This is a genomic window from Streptomyces triticisoli (genome assembly GCF_003270085.1).
GTDB classification, from domain to species: domain Bacteria; phylum Actinomycetota; class Actinomycetes; order Streptomycetales; family Streptomycetaceae; genus Streptomyces; species Streptomyces triticisoli.
Genome location: NZ_QFDQ01000162.1, coordinates 1 through 15,598 on the forward strand (window position 1 = coordinate 1; position 15,598 = coordinate 15,598).

A 15,598-nucleotide genomic window follows, 5' to 3' on the forward strand; every position below is an offset into this window, starting at 1 on the left:
GGACCCGGTGGCAGAACCACCGGGTCCGCGCGCCGCTGGAGTCCGGGCCGGCGGCTTCGCCACCCGGGGCGGAGTCAGACGAGGTTGTCCTCGACGGTCAGCCCGAACACACCTCGGCCGTACATGACCAGCGCCCGTTCGACGTCGTTCGCCACGTGCACGCTCCCGGCGTGGGCGTCCCGCCACGCGCGTTCGATGGGGTTGCCGCGCCGCAGCGAGTTGCCGCCCGCCGTCTTGAACAGCAGGTCGATCGCGGCGACGGCCCGCTCGGTGCCGCGCACCTGGTCCCGGCGGGTCCGCAGCCGCAGCTCCATCGGGATCTCCCGCCGCCCGGCCGCGAGGGCCGACAGCTCGCGCAGGTTGTGGTCCATCTGCAGGATCGTCGCGTCGATCTCGGAGGAGGCCCGGGCGATGGCGGCCTGGGCGAAGGGGTCCTCCGCGAACCTGCCGCCGCCCAGGCTCAGCCGGACGCGCTCCTGCATCGCGGAGGTGTAGGAGTCGTAGCCGCCCGCGACGGCGCCGACGACCGGGGCGGTGACCGCGCTGGTGAAGACCGCCGCGAACGGCAACCGGTACAGCGGCCCGGGGTTGACCTTCTGGCCCGGCCCCTTCAGCTGTGCCTGCTCGTAGTTCCGGATCACCCGGTGGGCGGGGACGTACGCCGACTCGACGAGGATGTCGTTGCTGGCGGTGCCGCGCAGTCCGACCACGTCCCAGACGTCCTCGATCCGGTAGTCGGACCGGGGCACCAGCACCGTCAGGAAGTCCACGGGACGGCCCTGCGAGCCGACGACGAGGGCCCCGAGCAGCGCCCATCGGGCGTGCTCGCAGCCGGAGGAGAAGCCCCACCGGCCGGAGAGCCGGTAGCCGCCGTCGACGGGCGTGAGCCTGCCCACCGGCGCGTAGGCCGAGGAGACCAGGGTGCCCCGGTCCTCCCCCCACACCTCGTCCTGCGCCTGCTCGGTGAAGAGCGCCAGCTGCCAGGGGTGCACCCCCAGCACCGAGGCCACCCATCCCGTGGAGCCGCAGACGGCGGAGATCGCCCGCACCACCTCGTAGAACTCCACCGCGTCGCTCTCCAGCCCGCCGTACCGCCGGGGTTGGAGCATACGGAAGACACCGGCCTCGACGAGCTCGCGGATGGTCCTCTCGGGGATCCGCCGGGACTCGTCGGTCTCGTGCGCCCGCTCGGCGATGGCCGGCAGCAGCGGGCGCACCGACTCCAGGACCTCGTTGCCCATCGTGCGGTCCTCCGTGTGCGTGAGGGTTCAGGGTGCGGGGAGCAGGCGCTGTGACGCCTCGTGGGCGCCGAGGACGAGTTCGGCGCGGGGGAAGCCGGCGCGCTTCTCGGCCGTGGCCAGGTTTCCGCCGGCGACCCACACCGGGCCGTCGGCGAGGTGCGCCAGGCCCTCCCGTGCGACGTCGTCCGGTTCGGCGACCCGGAGCCCGGGAAGGTCCATACGCAGGCCGGCCCGCTCCATCGCCGGGGTACGGGTCACGCCGAGAACGAGTTCGAGGACGTGCACGTCGTAGGGCCTGAGCTCCAGCCAGAGTCCCTCGGCGAAGATCCGGCCGAAGGCCTTGACCGCGGAGTAGACGCTGATCTGCGCCTGGCCCATGTAGCCGGCGAGCGAGCCGACCAGCATGATGCCGCCCCGGCGGCGTTCCTTCATCCGCGCGCCGAAGTGGTGGGACAGCGCGAGCTGGGCCGTGATGTTGAGGTCGATCACACCCTGGAAGCCGTCGAGGTCGCCACTGACGAACTCGTGTCCATAGCTGTTGGCGCCCGCGTTGAAGATCAGCAGCCCGACCTCCAGGCCGTCGGTCACCTCACGGATCGACGCCAGCGCGTCGGGGGCGAGCAGATCGAGCTCGATGGTGCGCACCTCGACGCCCTTGGCGCGCACCTCGTCGGCGGTCTGCCGCAGCGGACCCGGCTTGCGCGCGATGAGCACCAGGTTCAGGCCGGCGTCGGCGAGCTGATGGGCGAAGGAGGCGCCCACGCCCTCGGAGCCTCCGGCGATGACCGCCCACGGCCCGTACACGCTCTTGTCGATCATCGGATTCCTTCCTGTCCCGCCTGTCCGGTGCGCCGGATGTCACCCGAGGGCCCCCCGGGGGCAATGTGCGGCGACCATAGGTCGGCAGTCGGTGGTGCGGAGGGGGGATCCCACTGGCCGGGATGCCCGTGAACCGGGGCGGCAGAGCCTTACCCATGTCGCACTTCCCTGCGTCGGCCGCACACGGCCCGCTGCCCGCAGCAGCCGCCGCCGTACCGCCCTTCGAGCCATTCCCGGGCGGTGTCCCGTGGGAAGACGACATCCAGGCGGTTCTTCGGCCGATTTCCTCCGGTTGGGAGCAGCGGGCCGTCATCGGGTTCGGCCATCTCCGGGTGGAGTGCCTCGGAGACCTGGCGGGCGGCTGCCGCGACGAGGGGTGCCAGTCGTTCGAGATGCATCTGGGCGAGATCGCCGCAGAGGGAGATCGCGCCGGCCGGTCCGTCGGGGCCGCGGATGACGCAGGCCACCGCTCCCACGCCGGGCATTCCCTCACCACGTTCGAAGGCCAGGCCGCGCATCCGGCGAATGGCGTCGAGCTCGCAGTGGATGGAGGTGAAGCTTTCGTCCGCGGTGCTGAACAGCTCCGGGCAGTCGCGCAGCAGGCCCTGGACCTGCTCCGGGGGAAGGTACGCCAGCATCGCCTTGCCGACGCAGTTGTTCGTCACCCACCAGCGGGTCCCCACGTCCGAGGGCAGGGTCGCCGCGTAGGCACCGCCGATCTTGTCGAGGAAGACGACCTCCGGACCGTCGAGGACGCCCAGGTGGGCGACGAGCCCGGTGCGGACCTGGAGGCCGTGGAGGACGGGAGCGGCGGCCTTGCGCAGATCCTCCCAGCTGCCGGCGGAGCCGCCCACTCGCAGGGCCCGGCTGCCGAGCGTGTATCCGTAGTCGCCGCGTGCGATCCAGCCGAGTTCGATCAGCTGGTTGAGGATCCTGTGCGCGGTGGACCGCGGCAGGTGCGTGCGCCGCTCCACCTCTTCCAGGGTGAGCCTGACTCCCCGCTTGCCGAACGCATCGAGGATGAGTGTCATCCGTCCGACCATGGACGAGGTCAGAACTGGTTCCTGATCGGCTTCCGCGACGGTGACGAGAGTCATGACGTCCTCCGCTGCTTCGGTGCTGCCCTCGGGCATGCCGGCGAATCAACACAGAAATCCTCGACCAAGTGTTTGCTTGGTGGAGTGGGGCAACTGTAGACGGACCCCTGCGCCGCGTCCATAGTCGCGGCCCTCCCGCTGACCGGGAGTGCGGGGCTGAGTCCCGGTCGTCCGGGGCCGTACCCTCCCCGCACCGTCACACCACCGGAGGCCACATGACGCAGTCACCCGCAACGCAGGACAGCTCGTCGGTTCCTGACGTACTGGCTCCTGCCCGGCTCGGTCCGGTCAGCCTGCGCAACCGCACCATCAAGGCGGCGACCTCGGAAGGGCTGGCACCTCAGGGGCTGGTCACCGACGAGCTCATCGCGTTTCACCGTGCCATGGCGGCCGGCGGCGTCGGGATGTCGACGCTCGCGTACTGCGCGGTGAGCCCCGACGGCCGCAGTGCCCCCGGGCAGATCGTCATGAGGCGGGAGGCACTGGACGGTCTGCGCCGGCTCACGGACGCGGTGCACGCCGAGGGAGCGGCCGTCTCCGCCCAACTGGGACATGCGGGGCCGGTCGGCGACGTCAAGAGCAACAAGAGCCCCGCGCTCGCCCCGGGGAAGACGTTCAGCCTCATCAACCTGCGCAACAGCAGGCCGGCCACCCGGGAGGACATCGAGCGCATCACCCAGGCCCATGTGGACGCCGCGCTGCTGGCGCAGGAGGCCGGCTTCGACGCCGTGGAGCTGCACATGGGGCACAACTACTTCATCAGCTCTTTCCTGAGCCCGAAGTTCAACAAGCGGACCGACGAGTACGGAGGACCGCTGGCCCAACGCGCTCGCCTCGCACGTGATGTGGCACGCCGGGTGAGCGACGCGGTCGGCGGCCGACTGGCCGTCATCGCCAAGCTGAACATGGACGACGGGATCCCGGGCGGGATCTGGGTCGACGAGGCGCTCGAAACGGTCCGGATGCTCGATGAGGACGGGCACCTCGACGCGATCGAGCTGACGATGGGCAGCTCGGTGTACAACCAGATGTACCTGTTCCGGGGGGACGCGCCGATCCGTGAGTTCGCCGCCCTGATGCCCCAGCCGCTGAAGCTGGGCATACGGCTGTTCGGCAAGTCGGCCTTCCGCGAGTACCCGTACCGCGATCTGTTCATGCTCGAGCAGGCGCGGCAGTTCACCGGGGTGGTCAAGACGCCCCTCATTCTTCTCGGCGGGGTGACCGACCGGGCCGGAATGGACCGCGCGATGGCCGAGGGGTTCAGCTTCGTCGCGCTGGGCCGGGCACTCCTGCGGGAACCGGACCTGATCAACCAGATCGCCGAGGACGCCTCGAAGAAGTCCCTGTGCATCCACTGCAACAAGTGCATGCCCACCGTCTACACCGGGACCCGGTGCGTCCTCACCGAAGCGCCGGGAGCGTCAGGAGCACCACTGTGAAGACAGGACTCTTCTTCGACCTGCGCAACCCGCCCCGCTGGCAGCGCCCCTGGGCCGACCACTACCGCGACACCCTGGACCTCATTTGTGCGGCCGAGGAGATGGGCGCGGACGCGGTGTGGTTCACCGAGCACCACTTCCAGGAGGACGGATACCTCCCGCAGCCGCTCACGTTCGCGGCGGCCGTGGCCGCGCGGACCTCCACGGTACGGATCGGCACCGCGATCCTGCTGGCCGCACTGCGGCACCCCCGGCACACCGCCGAGGAGGCCGCCGTCGTCGACCTCGTCTCGGGCGGCCGGCTCGAACTGGGCATAGGTGCCGGATTCGTTCAGCGGGAGTACGACGCCTTCGGCGCGGACCTGCGGCGGCGGTACTCGCTGACGGACACGGCGACGGCCGAGATCCGCCGCCTCCTTGCCGAGGAGGTCACTCCGCCGCCCATTCAGAATCCCGTGCCGCTCTGGATGGGATACCAGGGGCCGCAGGGAGCCCGGCGGGCCGGACGCCTGGGCACCGGACTGCTGTCCCTGGACCCGCGTCTGCTGGAGCCCTACACCGAGGGTCTCGTGGAGGGCGGGCACGACCCGTCGGCGGCCCGTATGGGCGGCATGCTCGACATCATCGTGGCCGACGACCCGGAGGAGGCGTTCGCGCGCATCCTTCCGCACTACGTCCACCAATTGAACTCCTACCGGCGGATGCACGCCGGCGGATCGCCGTCCCCGCAGCCCTACCGCGACCTGACCGCCGAGGACGTCCTCGCGGGTGCCGCTGAGGGAAGCAGGGTTCCCGGCCTGACGGTGCTGACCGCGCAGGACGCCGTCCGGACCATCCGGGAGCGGACGGAAGGCCTTCCCGTCGAGCACGTCTATCTGTGGGCCAGTGTCGCCGGGATGCCCGAGGACCTCGTCCAGCGCCATGTCGAGCTGCTGTTCGGCAAGGTGGCGCCGGCGCTTCGCGGCCCCGAAGTCACCTGAGCTACCCTCAGGACCCTGTAGCCCAGCGGGAGTTCGACGACAGGTTCTCAAGTCCGGACGGACGGAGACGGCCCGCCAGGTCTTGTGCCTGGCGGGCCGCCTCCGTCTGCTCAGTCCTCCTGCCGCTGTGCGATGTCCTTCGCCGCCACGTAGGCGAAGACCATCGCCGATCCGATGGGCACGCCCGGGCCGGGGTAGACCAGGCCGCTCACGGACGCCATGGTGTTGCCCGCGGCGTACAGGCCCGGGACGACCTCGCCGTCGGGTGTCGTCACCCGGGCCTGGTCGTCGGTCGTCAGGCCGCCCTTGGTGCCGAGATCGCCGAGCACGAGGGGAACGGCGTGGAACGGCCCCTTCTCCAGCGGCACCAGATTGGGGTTGGGGCCCTCACCGGTCGCGAAAAAGCGGTCGTAGGGGTCCTCCCCGCGGTGGAAGTCCTCGTCCACGCCGGCCTCCGCGAACGTGTTGAACCGCTCGACCGTCGCCGTCAGTTCGTCCGCCGGGACGCCGATCTTCTCCGCGAGACCGGCCAGGGTGTCTGCCTTCTTCCACACCCCGCTGTCGAGGTACGGCTGGGCGTCGGTGGGGTTGGCGCTGACGAAGCCGGGCGGCACCCCGTCGGTCGTACCGTCGTAGATCCAGTAGCAGGGCAGGGGGACGCCGTCGGCCTCCTGGGCGAGCAGGGCGCGGCCCATCCGGTCGTACGGAAGGGACTCGTTGGCGAACCGGCGTCCTCGGGCGTTGACGAAGATGCCGCTCCTGGCGCCGAGTGTGAAGGCCGCCGTGGAGTCGTCCAGCTTGACGCTGGGGCACCACCAGGATTCGCCGAGCAGGTCGGTGCCCGCGCCGGCGGCGAGGCCCGCCCGCAGTGCGTCGCCGGTGTTGGCTCCCATCGGTCCCATGGTCCACCGGGAGTCCCGGGGAGCCTGGTACGTGCGGCGCAGCGCGTCGCTGCCCTCGAAGCCGCCGGCGGCGAGGATGACGCCCCCGCGGGCCCGGATACGCAGCGGGCGGCCGTCCCGCAGTGCCTGGACGCCCACGACGCGGCCGTTCTCCAGGACCAGCCGGTCCAGGGCGGTGCTGTGGCTCAGCCGCACCCGGGAGGTCTCCCGCAGGGCCAGCAGGAAGCGCCCGATCAGGGCCTGTCCGCCCCACAGGCGGGTCCGGGGCACGTCCGCGCCCAGGCGGTCGGCGGCCCACGAGGGGCGCAGGACCTCCAGCAGGTCGCCGAGCTCCTCGGCGTCGATCTCCTCCGGCACGACGGAACGTCCGCGGTCGAACCTGCCCGGGGCGTCGTAGTAGTCCGGGAACGCCTCGTAGCGGAAGCGCAGGCGGGGGTTCTCCTCCAGGAACGCGATCAGGCCCGCGCTGTGGTGGACGTAGGACTCCTGCAGGGACGCCCTGGTGCGCTCACCGACCGTGGCCCGCAGATAGGTGAGAGCCCGCTGCGCGCTGTCGTCGAGTCCGGACCGCTGCTGTGCCTGGTTGCCCGGCAGCCACAGCGAGGCGCCGGAGTAGGCGGTGGTGCCGCCGAACAGCGGTGTCTTCTCGATGAGCAGCGTGTCCAGTCCCAGGGCCGCGGCCGTGTAGGCCCCCGTACAGCCACCGCCCCCCGAACCGACCACGAGGACGTCGCACTCGGTGTCCCACCCCTCGGCCGGGGACGTGCTACCTGCGGCAATGGACATGGGTCTCCTCCTGGCCGGTCGTCAGCGTGCGGGCCAGCGTAGGGAGGAGTCCGGGTGCCGCGGGTACGCCCGGTCCCGCTGACCGGGAGAGAACGGGGCCCGGGCGGTCCGGGCCCCGAAGAACCGGGACGGCCGGGGCCGGCCGTCCCGGCGAGGCGCTCCCGGTCAGCGGGAGCACTGTTTCGGAGATGTGCCGGGGCTTGTCCCACGATGGCGCACCAACGCGGTGTGAAGTGCACCACGACAGCCCAGGGAGGCACACATGGGTGACATGGTCGCCGAGGACGAGGTCCGGCTCATCGAGGCGGGGAGCAACCCCACCAGGTTCGCCCGCGGCTGGCACTGCATGGGGCTGGCGGACAGCTTCCGTGACGGCCGGCCGCACGAGATCAAGGTGTTCGGTCAGACCGCGGTCGTCTTCGCGGACTCCAGCGGCAAGCTCCACATGATCGACGCGTTCTGCCGCCACATGGGGGGCAACCTCGCCAAGGGCACGATCAAGGGCGACGAGATCGCCTGCCCCTTCCACGACTGGCGGTGGAACGGCGAGGGCCGCTGCACCAACGTGCCGTACGCCCGCCGGACGCCCCTGCGCGCCCGCACCACGACCTGGCTCACGCTGGAGCGCAACGGGCTGCTCTTCGCCTGGAACGACCCGCAGGGCAACCCGCCGCCGCCCCATGTGACCATTCCCGAGATCGAGGACTACGGCACCGACCGCTGGAGCTCCTGGAGCTGGAAGTCGTACCTGGTCGAGGGCGCGCACTGCCGCGAGATCGTGGACAACGTCGTGGACATGGCGCACTTCTTCTACGTGCACTACCAGATCCCCCACTACTTCAAGAACGTCTTCGAGGGGCACGTCGCCACCCAGCACATGCGCTCCACCGGCCGTGAGGACATCAAGACGGGTGTCCAGATGGACCTCCCCGAGGCCGTCACCCGCTCGGAGGCGAGCTACTACGGCCCGTCGTTCATGCTCGACACCATCTGGACCGAGTCGGGCGGCGAGACCATCGAGGCCAAACTCGTCAACTGCCACTACCCGATCTCGCCGGACTCCTTCCTGCTGCAGTACGGCATCATCGTCGAGCGCAAGCCGGGCACCGGGGTGGAGCAGGCCGAGGAGATGGCCCGGACGTTCACCGACGGCCTCGAGGTGCAGTTCCTCCAGGACGTCGAGATCTGGAAGCACAAGTCGCGCATCGAGAACCCCCTGCTCACGGAGGAGGACGGGCCGGTCTACCAGCTCCGCCGCTGGTACCAGCAGTTCTACGTCGACGTCGAGGACGTCACCCCCGAGATGGTGCAGCGCTTCGAGTTCGAGGTCGACTGCGAGGCCGCGGTCGCCAAGTGGCAGGCCGAGTCCCGGGAGAACGCCGCCCGGGAGAACTCCGCTCAGGCCTGAGCGCAGGCGTCCCACTCCCTCCCCGAACCATGAGGATCTCCATGAGTACCGTTCGTGAACAGATGATCGCCCACGCCGACAAACTGCGGGAGCAGGACGAGGAGGCCGAGCGGCTGGGCCGGCTGCCCGACGAGACCGCGGCCCTGATGCGGTCCGCGGGGTCCATCCGCATGCTCCAGCCCACCGAGTACGGCGGCGCCGAGACGCATCTCGCGGAGTTCGCCGAGGCGGTCATGGAGACCGCCCGGCTCTCCGGGGCGGCCGGCTGGGTGCACGGGATAGTCGGCGTCCACCCGTGGCAGCTGGCCTTCGCCGACCGGCGTGTCCAGGAGGAGGTCTGGGGCGAAAACCACGACACCTGGCTCGCCTCCCCGTACATGCCGGTCGGCGTCCTCAAGCCGGTGGACGGCGGCTACCGGTTCTCGGGGCGCTGGCAGTTCTCCTCGGGGACCGACCACTGCCAGTGGATCTTCCTCGGCGGTCTGCGCGCGGACCGCGACGGAGTGCCCGTCAGCCCGCCACGGCAGGTTCACGTCATCCTCCCGCGCTCGGACTACGAGATCGTCGAGGACTCGTGGAACGTCGTGGGCCTGAAGGGGACGGGCAGCAAGGACGTCATCGTGCGCGACGCGTTCGTCCCCGAGTACCGGGTCATGGACGGCGACAAGGTCCTCGACGGCCGTGCGGTCAGGGAGTTCGGCCGGGAGGAGACGCTGTACCGGATTCCGTGGTCCTGCGCCTTCCCCGCCGGCATCAGCTCCGCGATCATCGGCATCGCCGAGGGCGCTCTGGAGACGGCCATGGGCTACCAACGCGACCGCATCAACGCGCAGGGGACCAAGGTCCGCGAGGACCCGTACACCCTCTCGGCACTGGGAGAGGCCGTCGCCGAGATCCGGGCGGCCCGCACCGAGGTCCTGGCCAACATCAACCGGATCTGGGACATCGTCGACTCGGGCCGGGACGTGCCCTTCGAGGTGCGTGCCCACGGCCGGCTGACGCAGGTGCGGGCCGCGTGGCGGGCGGTCCGCGCGGTCGACGAGATCTTCGCCCGGTCCGGCGGCAACGCCCTGCGGATGGACAAGCCGCTGCAGCGCTTCTGGCGCGACGCCCATGCCGGTCTCAACCACGCGGTGAACATCCCCGGTCCGACGTACCACGCGGCCGCTCTGACCGAGATGGGCGTGGAACCGCAGGGCGCCCTGCGCGCACTGATCTGACCTCGCGTCACCGCACTTCAGCCCCCACCTCTGTTCCCCTGCGTGGCGGCGTCCGCCGCACCGCCCTGCCGAACACCTGTGCACCCGGAAGGACCGCCATGAGCAAGATGGTGGAAGCCACACCTCCTCCAAGATCCGGCCCGCCGCCCGCGGGCGACGACACCGGCCGTCTCGAAGACGCGTCGAAGGGCCGGCTCATCACGATCCTGCTGCTGATCGTGCTGTTCTCCGAACTCGTCCCCATGCAGTACCTGCTGGTGACGCCGGCCGTGCAGAAGATCGGCCAGTCCTTCCCGGACGTCGGCGCCAACCTGAGCTGGATGATCATCATTCTCGGCCTGGTCGGCGGCGCCACGTGCCCGCTCATGGGCAAGCTCAGCGACCTGTACGGCAAGAAGCGGGTGCTCCTCGCCGGGGGCGGCGTCTTCCTCGTCGGCTCGGTCATGTGCGCGGCGACCTCGTCGTGGGCGCTGTTCCTGACCGGGCGCGGGCTGCAGGCGACCGCTCTGGGCATGGCGGCGGTCGTCCCCGGACTGATCCGGGACCTGTTGCCTCGCCGTTACGTGCCCATGGGCGTCGGCCTGATGGGCGCCGGGTTCGGTCTGTCCGCGCTGGCCTCACCGTTCCTGGCCGGAGTGCTCACCGACCACTTCGGCTGGCGCTCGATCTTCTGGTTCCTGACCATCTACACGGTCGTGACCATGCCGGTCTTCTGGGCCGTGGTGCCGGAGACGCGGCTGCGGGTCCAGCAGAAGCTGAACTGGATCGGGGCGGGGCTGCTGGGCGCGGGCGCCGCGCTGGTCCTGCTCTACCTGAGCAACGGCCAGAGCTGGGGCTGGAGCCGCCCCGACGCGCTGGTGTACCTGGGCGCCGGAGTCGTCCTGCTGATCGGCTTCTACGGCTGGGAGAAGCGGACCTCGGCTCCGATCATGGATCTGACGCTGCTGCGTGCCCCGCGGGTGGCGATTGTGCTGGTCATCAGCCTGCTCGCCAATATGATCATCGGCGCGCAGAGCTTCATAGTGCCCTATATGGCGCAGACCGACGGCGACCTCGTCCGTGAGTCCACCATCGCCGCCTTCGCCAAGGACGCCGGCGTCGCCGTCGAGGCGATGCGGGAGGGGCTGGTCTTCCAGGGGGACATCGGTTACGGGCTCGCCTTCAGCCTGCTGTCGGTCGCCATCTACCTGACCGTGTGGCAGTCCGCGCCGTCCCTGTTGCTCGGCCCGGCCAGCGGCGCGTGGGCGCGGAGGGTCGGTCTGCGGCTGCCGTACCTCATCTCGCTGGTGCTGATGACCCTCGCCATGGTGCTGTACGCGCTGTCCCACAGCTCCTGGCAGGTGCTCGCGGGCATCGGCCTGGTGTACGGCATCGGGTACGGCGTCTACAACGCCTGTGCCTACAACCTCATCGTCGAGGGTGTGCCCCAGGAACAGCAGGGCATCGGCACGGGCATGCTCGTGCTCATCGGGTCGTTCGGTTCCTCGGCGGGCATCGCGATACTCACCTCGGTCCTGTCCGCGCACCCGTACCAGGTGACCACGGCGGCGCAGGCGGGGGAGCCGGCCCGGACGATCGACATCGCCCATGTGTACACGGACGCGGGATGGACCCTGGGCTACTGGGGCCTGGCCTCCGTCGGCGTCGTGGCCGTCGTCCTCGCCTTCGTCATGAAGGCCGGCCGCACCCCGGCCACCGGCGGCTCGCTCCACTGAACCCCTCGGGACCGGACGGGCGGCACCGCCAGGCGTTCCGCCCGTCCGAGCGGGTCCCGGCGACCAGGGCCCCGCTCCCCTCCGTCTCGGCGCGTGGGGAGCGGGGCCCGGAAAGCGATCATTCATGCAGCCGATCACCTGTCACGAGTGCGGTACCCGCGTCCTCGTGGAGAAGTACAGCGAGATCCACACCAGTGTCCAGTGGCTCGAGGACGCCGAGGCGGCCTGTCCGGAGTTCGCCCGTCTCGCCGAGCAGGGCACGCACAGCGCCTTCGTGTCCACGTGCATGGCGCTCCGTCGGTCCATCGGCGCGGCGGTGCGGGAGGGACGGGTGCCCGAATCCCGGTTCAGCGAGCCGGCCCCCCTTCCCACGGAGGGACGATGACCGGCCTCGAAGCGCGCGTCCGGCGGCTGGAGGCGATCGAGGAGATCCGGCAGCTGGTCTCCCGCTACGCGCTCGCGCTCGACAGCCGGGACATCCCGGCCCTGGTGTCACTGTTCGTCGAAGACGTCCGGACACACGACGGGAGAGTGGGCCGGCAGGCTCTGGCCGAGTGGTTCGACCCCGTACTGCGGCCGTTCGGGACGACGTTCCACCTCGTCGGCAACCACGTCATCGACTTCGTGGACGAGGATCACGCCACCGGCGTCGTCCACTGTCGGCCGGAGCACGAGGTCGGGGACCTGTGGGTGGTCATGCCCATGCAGTACTGGGACCGTTACGAACGGCGTGAGGGGCACTGGTACTTCACCTCGCGCAGCCCCCATGTGTTCTACGCGGCGGACGTTCAGGAGAATCCGCTGAAGGTTCCGGGGAGGTTCCACTTCCCCGGCAACCCTTTCATCCACAAGGCGGACCTTCCCGAGCGCTGGGAGACGTGGCAGCGGTTCTGGGGCACGGACACAGAGGAAGGGACGGCATGAGCACCGGTGATCTGGAGGCCCGCATCGCGCGCCTGGAGGCCGTCGCGGAGATCCGCTCCCTGCCCGCGCGGTACGCCCAGCACTACGCCCGTTGCGACCCGGACGCCCTGGCCGACCTCTACACCGACCCCGTCACCCTGCGCACCGGCGAGCGAGGCAGCAGGAAGTCGCTGCGGCAGGTGTTCGCCGGGTCCTGCACCCCCGCCGACGGGGTGCGGATGGCGATCCTGCACGTCGGCAACCACATCGTGGACTTCACGGACGAGGACAGGGCGGTGGGCAGCGTGTACTGCCGCGCCGAGGTCCAGCGCGGCAACGGGTCCTTCTTCCACCAGGCCATCCACTACGGCGACCACTACCGCCGCCGGGACGGGGTGTGGCGGTTCGAGCGGCAGCGCGACCACGAGCTGTTCTACGGGGCGCCGGCCGGAAGCCGCCCGAACGGCCTCCCGCCCGCGAACTGGCCGGAGCGCGACGTCGGCACAGGCACCTTCCCCGGGAGCCGGCGGCGCGACACCTCCCGGCCGGGATCCTGAACACCTCGAAGGTCACCCCCCTGGCGCCTGGCCGCGTATCCTCGTCTGTCGTTCCTGGTTCCGACCGTGTTGGGGGCACCGTGCCACGAATCGCCGAGGCCAGGGCGGGGGCCGAGCCCAGTTCGCCCCGGCAGCGGGTGCGCCGTGAGCGCATCCTGAAGACCGCCGCGGAGCTCGCCGCCCAAAAGGGCCTGGACCGGGTGCAGATGCACGAGGTGGCCAGGGCCGCGGATGTGGCGATCGCCACGCTGTACCGCTATTTCCCCTCGAAGACCCATCTGTTCACGGCCGTCATGCTCGAGCAGGTCGAACGCTTCGGCGCACGGCAGCCGGAGCGCGGACCGGACGCCACAGGGCAGGAGGCCGTCTTCGAGACGCTGGTCAGCGCCACGCACAACCTGCTGCGCCGCCCGGCGCTCGCGACCGCCATGCTCCTGTCGGCGAACGCCGCCAGCGCGGCCACCGTTCCCGATGTGACGCGCGTCGACACCGGCTTCCGCGACATCCTGCTGGGCGCCTGGGGCGTCAGGGACCCCACACCGTGGCATCTGAGCCGTATCCGGCTGCTGGAGCTGCTGTGGTACGGCCTCCTGCAGTCCCAGCTCAACGAGCGGATCTCCCCCGACGACGCGGAGTCCGACCTGCGTCTGGCGTGCGAGGTGCTGCTCGCCCCCGGGCCGGGCCCCGTGGCGGAGGACAAGGGCTGACCGTGGCTGTACCTGTGACTGCGGCAGTACGAGGGGCGGGGCCCGGTGTCGGGTCCCGCCCCTCGTACTGCCGCAGGAGACGTCAGCGTGACGCGGCGGTGTTCTCGACTCCTGTGGTGTCGAGCTCGGCGACGCTGAAGGCCGCGTACGTGCGGTACGGATCGCGCCCCTCGAAGTACGGCGTGAGCTGGGAGTCGAGCTCCTCCGGGGTGAAGACTCCCCCGGCCGCGGTGAACTTCCGTTCGACGGTCGGGGCCGCCATCAGGGCCACCATGTCGCCGTAGACGACGAACACCTGTCCGTTGATCCCCTCCGCGGCGGGCGAGGCCAGATGGGCGACGAACGTCCCGACCCGCTCGGGCGCGAGGATGTCCAGCCCGCCGTCGGCGCCGGCCCCGTCGCCGAAGACATGCGCCGTCATCCCGGTGCGGGCGCGCGGGCAGATCGCGTTGGCGCGCACGCCGTACCGGGACAGGCCCTGCGCGGTCGACAGGGTCAGCGCGGTGATGCCAGCCTTGGCCGCGGAGTAGTTCGGCTGGCCCGGGGAGCCGAAGAGGAAGGCCTCGGAGGAGGTGTTGATCACGCGGCCGTAGACGGGGCCGCCGGCGGCCTTGCTGGCTGCCCGCCAGTGGACCGCCGCCGCGCGGGTGACGGCGGCGTGTCCCTTGAGGTGGACCCGGATCACGTCGTCCCAGTCGGACTCGGTGAGGTTGAACACCATCTTGTCGCGCAGCACACCCGCGTTGTTGACGAGGATGTCCAGGCTGCCGAAGCTCTCCACCGCGGTCTGCACCAGGCGGTCGCCCATGGACCAGTCCCCGACGTCGCCGACCACCGCGACGGCGTCCCCGCCCAGGGCCCTGATCTCGCCGGCGACCTCCTCGGCGGCCGGCCCCATGTCGTTCACCACGACGTTGGCGCCCCGGGCCGCCAGTGCCAGCGCCTCGCTCCGTCCCAGGCCGGCGCCGGCGCCGGTGACGACGGCGGTGCGCCCCTCCAGGCTGATCCTCGAAGTCATGTTCACTCTCTCCCGTTCCTATGCGAAGCGGACCGATACGGAGCCCAGTCCGGCGAACTCGGCCCGGAACTCGTCCCCCGGCCGTGCGTCGATCGCTCGGGTGCACGAACCCGGCAGGATCACGTGGCCCGCTTCGAGCCTGACGCCGAACGTCGCGACCTTGCGTGCCAGCCAGGCCACGGCCACCGTGGGATCGCCCAGGACCGCGCTGGTGTTGCCGCGCGTGACCTCCTCGCCGCCGCGGTACAGCACGGCCTCGATGCCGGCGAGGTCCAGCTCCCGCGGGCCGACCCGGGCCGCGCCCAGGACGACCCCGGCGGAGGAGGCGTTGTCGGCGATGGTGTCCGCCAGTCCGATCCTCCAGTCCCTGATCCGGCTGTCGATGAGCTCGATGCTCGGCACGATGTACTCGGTGGCCGCGAGGACGTCCTCCTCGGTGCAGCCCTCGCCCGGCAGGCTGTCGCCGAGCACGTATCCGATCTCGACCTCGATGCGGGGGAAGCAGTAGCGGCCGGTGTCGACGGCGGTGTCCTCGGACAGGACCATGTCCGAGAGCAGATGGCCGTAGTCGGGCTCGTCCACGCCCATCATCTGCTGCATGACCTTCGAGGAGAGGCCCACCTTGTGGCCCCGGACCGTGGCGCCGGCGTCCAGCTGCCTGCGGATGTTCAGCAGTTGGATCTCGTAGGCGTCGACCACGTCGATCCCGGGGAACGTGTCGGTCAGCGGGTCGACGGGGGTGCGGTCCCGCTGTGCTGCCCACAGCAGATCAGCGGCCGCGGCGCGCTGCGACGGCTCCAGCATCC

The 15,598-nt window shown here is 70.6% G+C and carries 15 protein-coding genes; 9 read left to right on the forward strand and 6 right to left on the reverse strand.

Annotated elements, in window-relative coordinates; all coding sequences use genetic code 11:
• Positions 1–74 precede the first annotated feature (74 nt).
• The 3 genes from hsaA to DEP02_RS21725 all read right to left on the reverse strand — a co-directional run bounded on the left by hsaA (position 75) and on the right by DEP02_RS21725 (position 3,157).
• Positions 75–1,241 carry a 3-hydroxy-9,10-secoandrosta-1,3,5(10)-triene-9,17-dione monooxygenase oxygenase subunit gene (gene hsaA, locus DEP02_RS21715; RefSeq protein WP_112469361.1) on the reverse strand — a complete coding sequence of 389 codons (1,167 nt, stop codon included), beginning with the start codon at positions 1,239–1,241 and terminating at the stop codon, positions 75–77.
• A 27-nt stretch (positions 1,242–1,268) separates the two neighbouring features.
• On the reverse strand, positions 1,269–2,060 hold the full coding sequence (locus DEP02_RS21720; protein ID WP_112469362.1) for an SDR family NAD(P)-dependent oxidoreductase: 792 nt from the start codon (positions 2,058–2,060) through the stop codon (positions 1,269–1,271).
• A 149-nt stretch (positions 2,061–2,209) separates the two neighbouring features.
• Entirely contained in the window at positions 2,210–3,157 is a 948-nt protein-coding gene (locus DEP02_RS21725) for an IclR family transcriptional regulator (protein WP_198668526.1), read from the reverse strand.
• Positions 3,158–3,372: 215 nt separating this feature from the next.
• Here DEP02_RS21725 and DEP02_RS21730 point away from each other — a divergent pair, with 215 nt between their 5' ends.
• On the forward strand, positions 3,373–4,596 hold the full coding sequence (locus DEP02_RS21730; RefSeq protein ID WP_112469364.1) for an NADH:flavin oxidoreductase: 1,224 nt from the start codon (positions 3,373–3,375) through the stop codon (positions 4,594–4,596).
• A complete protein-coding gene (locus DEP02_RS21735; protein WP_112469365.1) occupies positions 4,593–5,576 on the forward strand; it encodes an LLM class flavin-dependent oxidoreductase in 984 nt (327 codons plus the stop codon). The genes DEP02_RS21730 and DEP02_RS21735 overlap by 4 nt, the downstream gene beginning before the upstream one ends.
• Before the next feature lie 110 nt (positions 5,577–5,686).
• Here the strand turns inward: DEP02_RS21735 and DEP02_RS21740 are convergent, their stop codons facing one another.
• Positions 5,687–7,264, reverse strand: a complete 1,578-nt coding sequence (locus DEP02_RS21740; protein WP_112469366.1) for an FAD-dependent oxidoreductase — start codon at positions 7,262–7,264, stop codon at positions 5,687–5,689.
• Positions 7,265–7,526: 262 nt separating this feature from the next.
• On the opposite strand from DEP02_RS21740, the gene DEP02_RS21745 reads away from it, so the two are divergent.
• The 7 genes from DEP02_RS21745 to DEP02_RS21775 all read left to right on the forward strand — a co-directional run bounded on the left by DEP02_RS21745 (position 7,527) and on the right by DEP02_RS21775 (position 13,774).
• Positions 7,527–8,672: a 3-ketosteroid-9-alpha-monooxygenase, oxygenase component gene (locus tag DEP02_RS21745; protein ID WP_112469367.1), complete on the forward strand. Its 1,146-nt coding sequence runs from the start codon at positions 7,527–7,529 to the stop codon at positions 8,670–8,672.
• Between the two features lie 41 nt (positions 8,673–8,713).
• Positions 8,714–9,892 carry an acyl-CoA dehydrogenase family protein gene (locus tag DEP02_RS21750; protein WP_112469368.1) on the forward strand — a complete coding sequence of 393 codons (1,179 nt, stop codon included), beginning with the start codon at positions 8,714–8,716 and terminating at the stop codon, positions 9,890–9,892.
• Positions 9,893–9,990: 98 nt separating this feature from the next.
• Positions 9,991–11,607: an MFS transporter gene (locus DEP02_RS21755; protein ID WP_112469369.1), complete on the forward strand. Its 1,617-nt coding sequence runs from the start codon at positions 9,991–9,993 to the stop codon at positions 11,605–11,607.
• Between the two features lie 124 nt (positions 11,608–11,731).
• Positions 11,732–11,992, forward strand: coding sequence for a hypothetical protein (locus DEP02_RS21760; protein WP_112469370.1), 261 nt, complete (start codon positions 11,732–11,734; stop codon positions 11,990–11,992).
• On the forward strand, positions 11,989–12,531 hold the full coding sequence (locus tag DEP02_RS21765) for a nuclear transport factor 2 family protein (RefSeq protein WP_112469371.1): 543 nt from the start codon (positions 11,989–11,991) through the stop codon (positions 12,529–12,531). The genes DEP02_RS21760 and DEP02_RS21765 overlap by 4 nt, the downstream gene beginning before the upstream one ends.
• Entirely contained in the window at positions 12,528–13,067 is a 540-nt protein-coding gene (locus DEP02_RS21770; RefSeq protein WP_112469372.1) for a nuclear transport factor 2 family protein, read from the forward strand. The genes DEP02_RS21765 and DEP02_RS21770 overlap by 4 nt, the downstream gene beginning before the upstream one ends.
• A gap of 80 nt (positions 13,068–13,147) precedes the next feature.
• The gene (locus DEP02_RS21775) at positions 13,148–13,774 is read left to right on the forward strand and encodes a TetR/AcrR family transcriptional regulator (RefSeq protein ID WP_112469373.1); all 627 of its coding nucleotides are present in this window, start codon (positions 13,148–13,150) and stop codon (positions 13,772–13,774) included.
• 82 nt (positions 13,775–13,856) lie between these two features.
• Here the strand turns inward: DEP02_RS21775 and DEP02_RS21780 are convergent, their stop codons facing one another.
• Together DEP02_RS21780 and DEP02_RS21785 are read right to left on the reverse strand one after the other, a co-directional pair.
• Complete coding sequence (locus tag DEP02_RS21780) at positions 13,857–14,792, reverse strand: 3-oxoacyl-ACP reductase (protein WP_112469374.1); 936 nt, start codon at positions 14,790–14,792, stop codon at positions 13,857–13,859.
• An 18-nt stretch (positions 14,793–14,810) separates the two neighbouring features.
• Entirely contained in the window at positions 14,811–15,596 is a 786-nt protein-coding gene (locus DEP02_RS21785; protein WP_112469375.1) for a 2-keto-4-pentenoate hydratase, read from the reverse strand.
• Positions 15,597–15,598 lie beyond the last annotated feature (2 nt).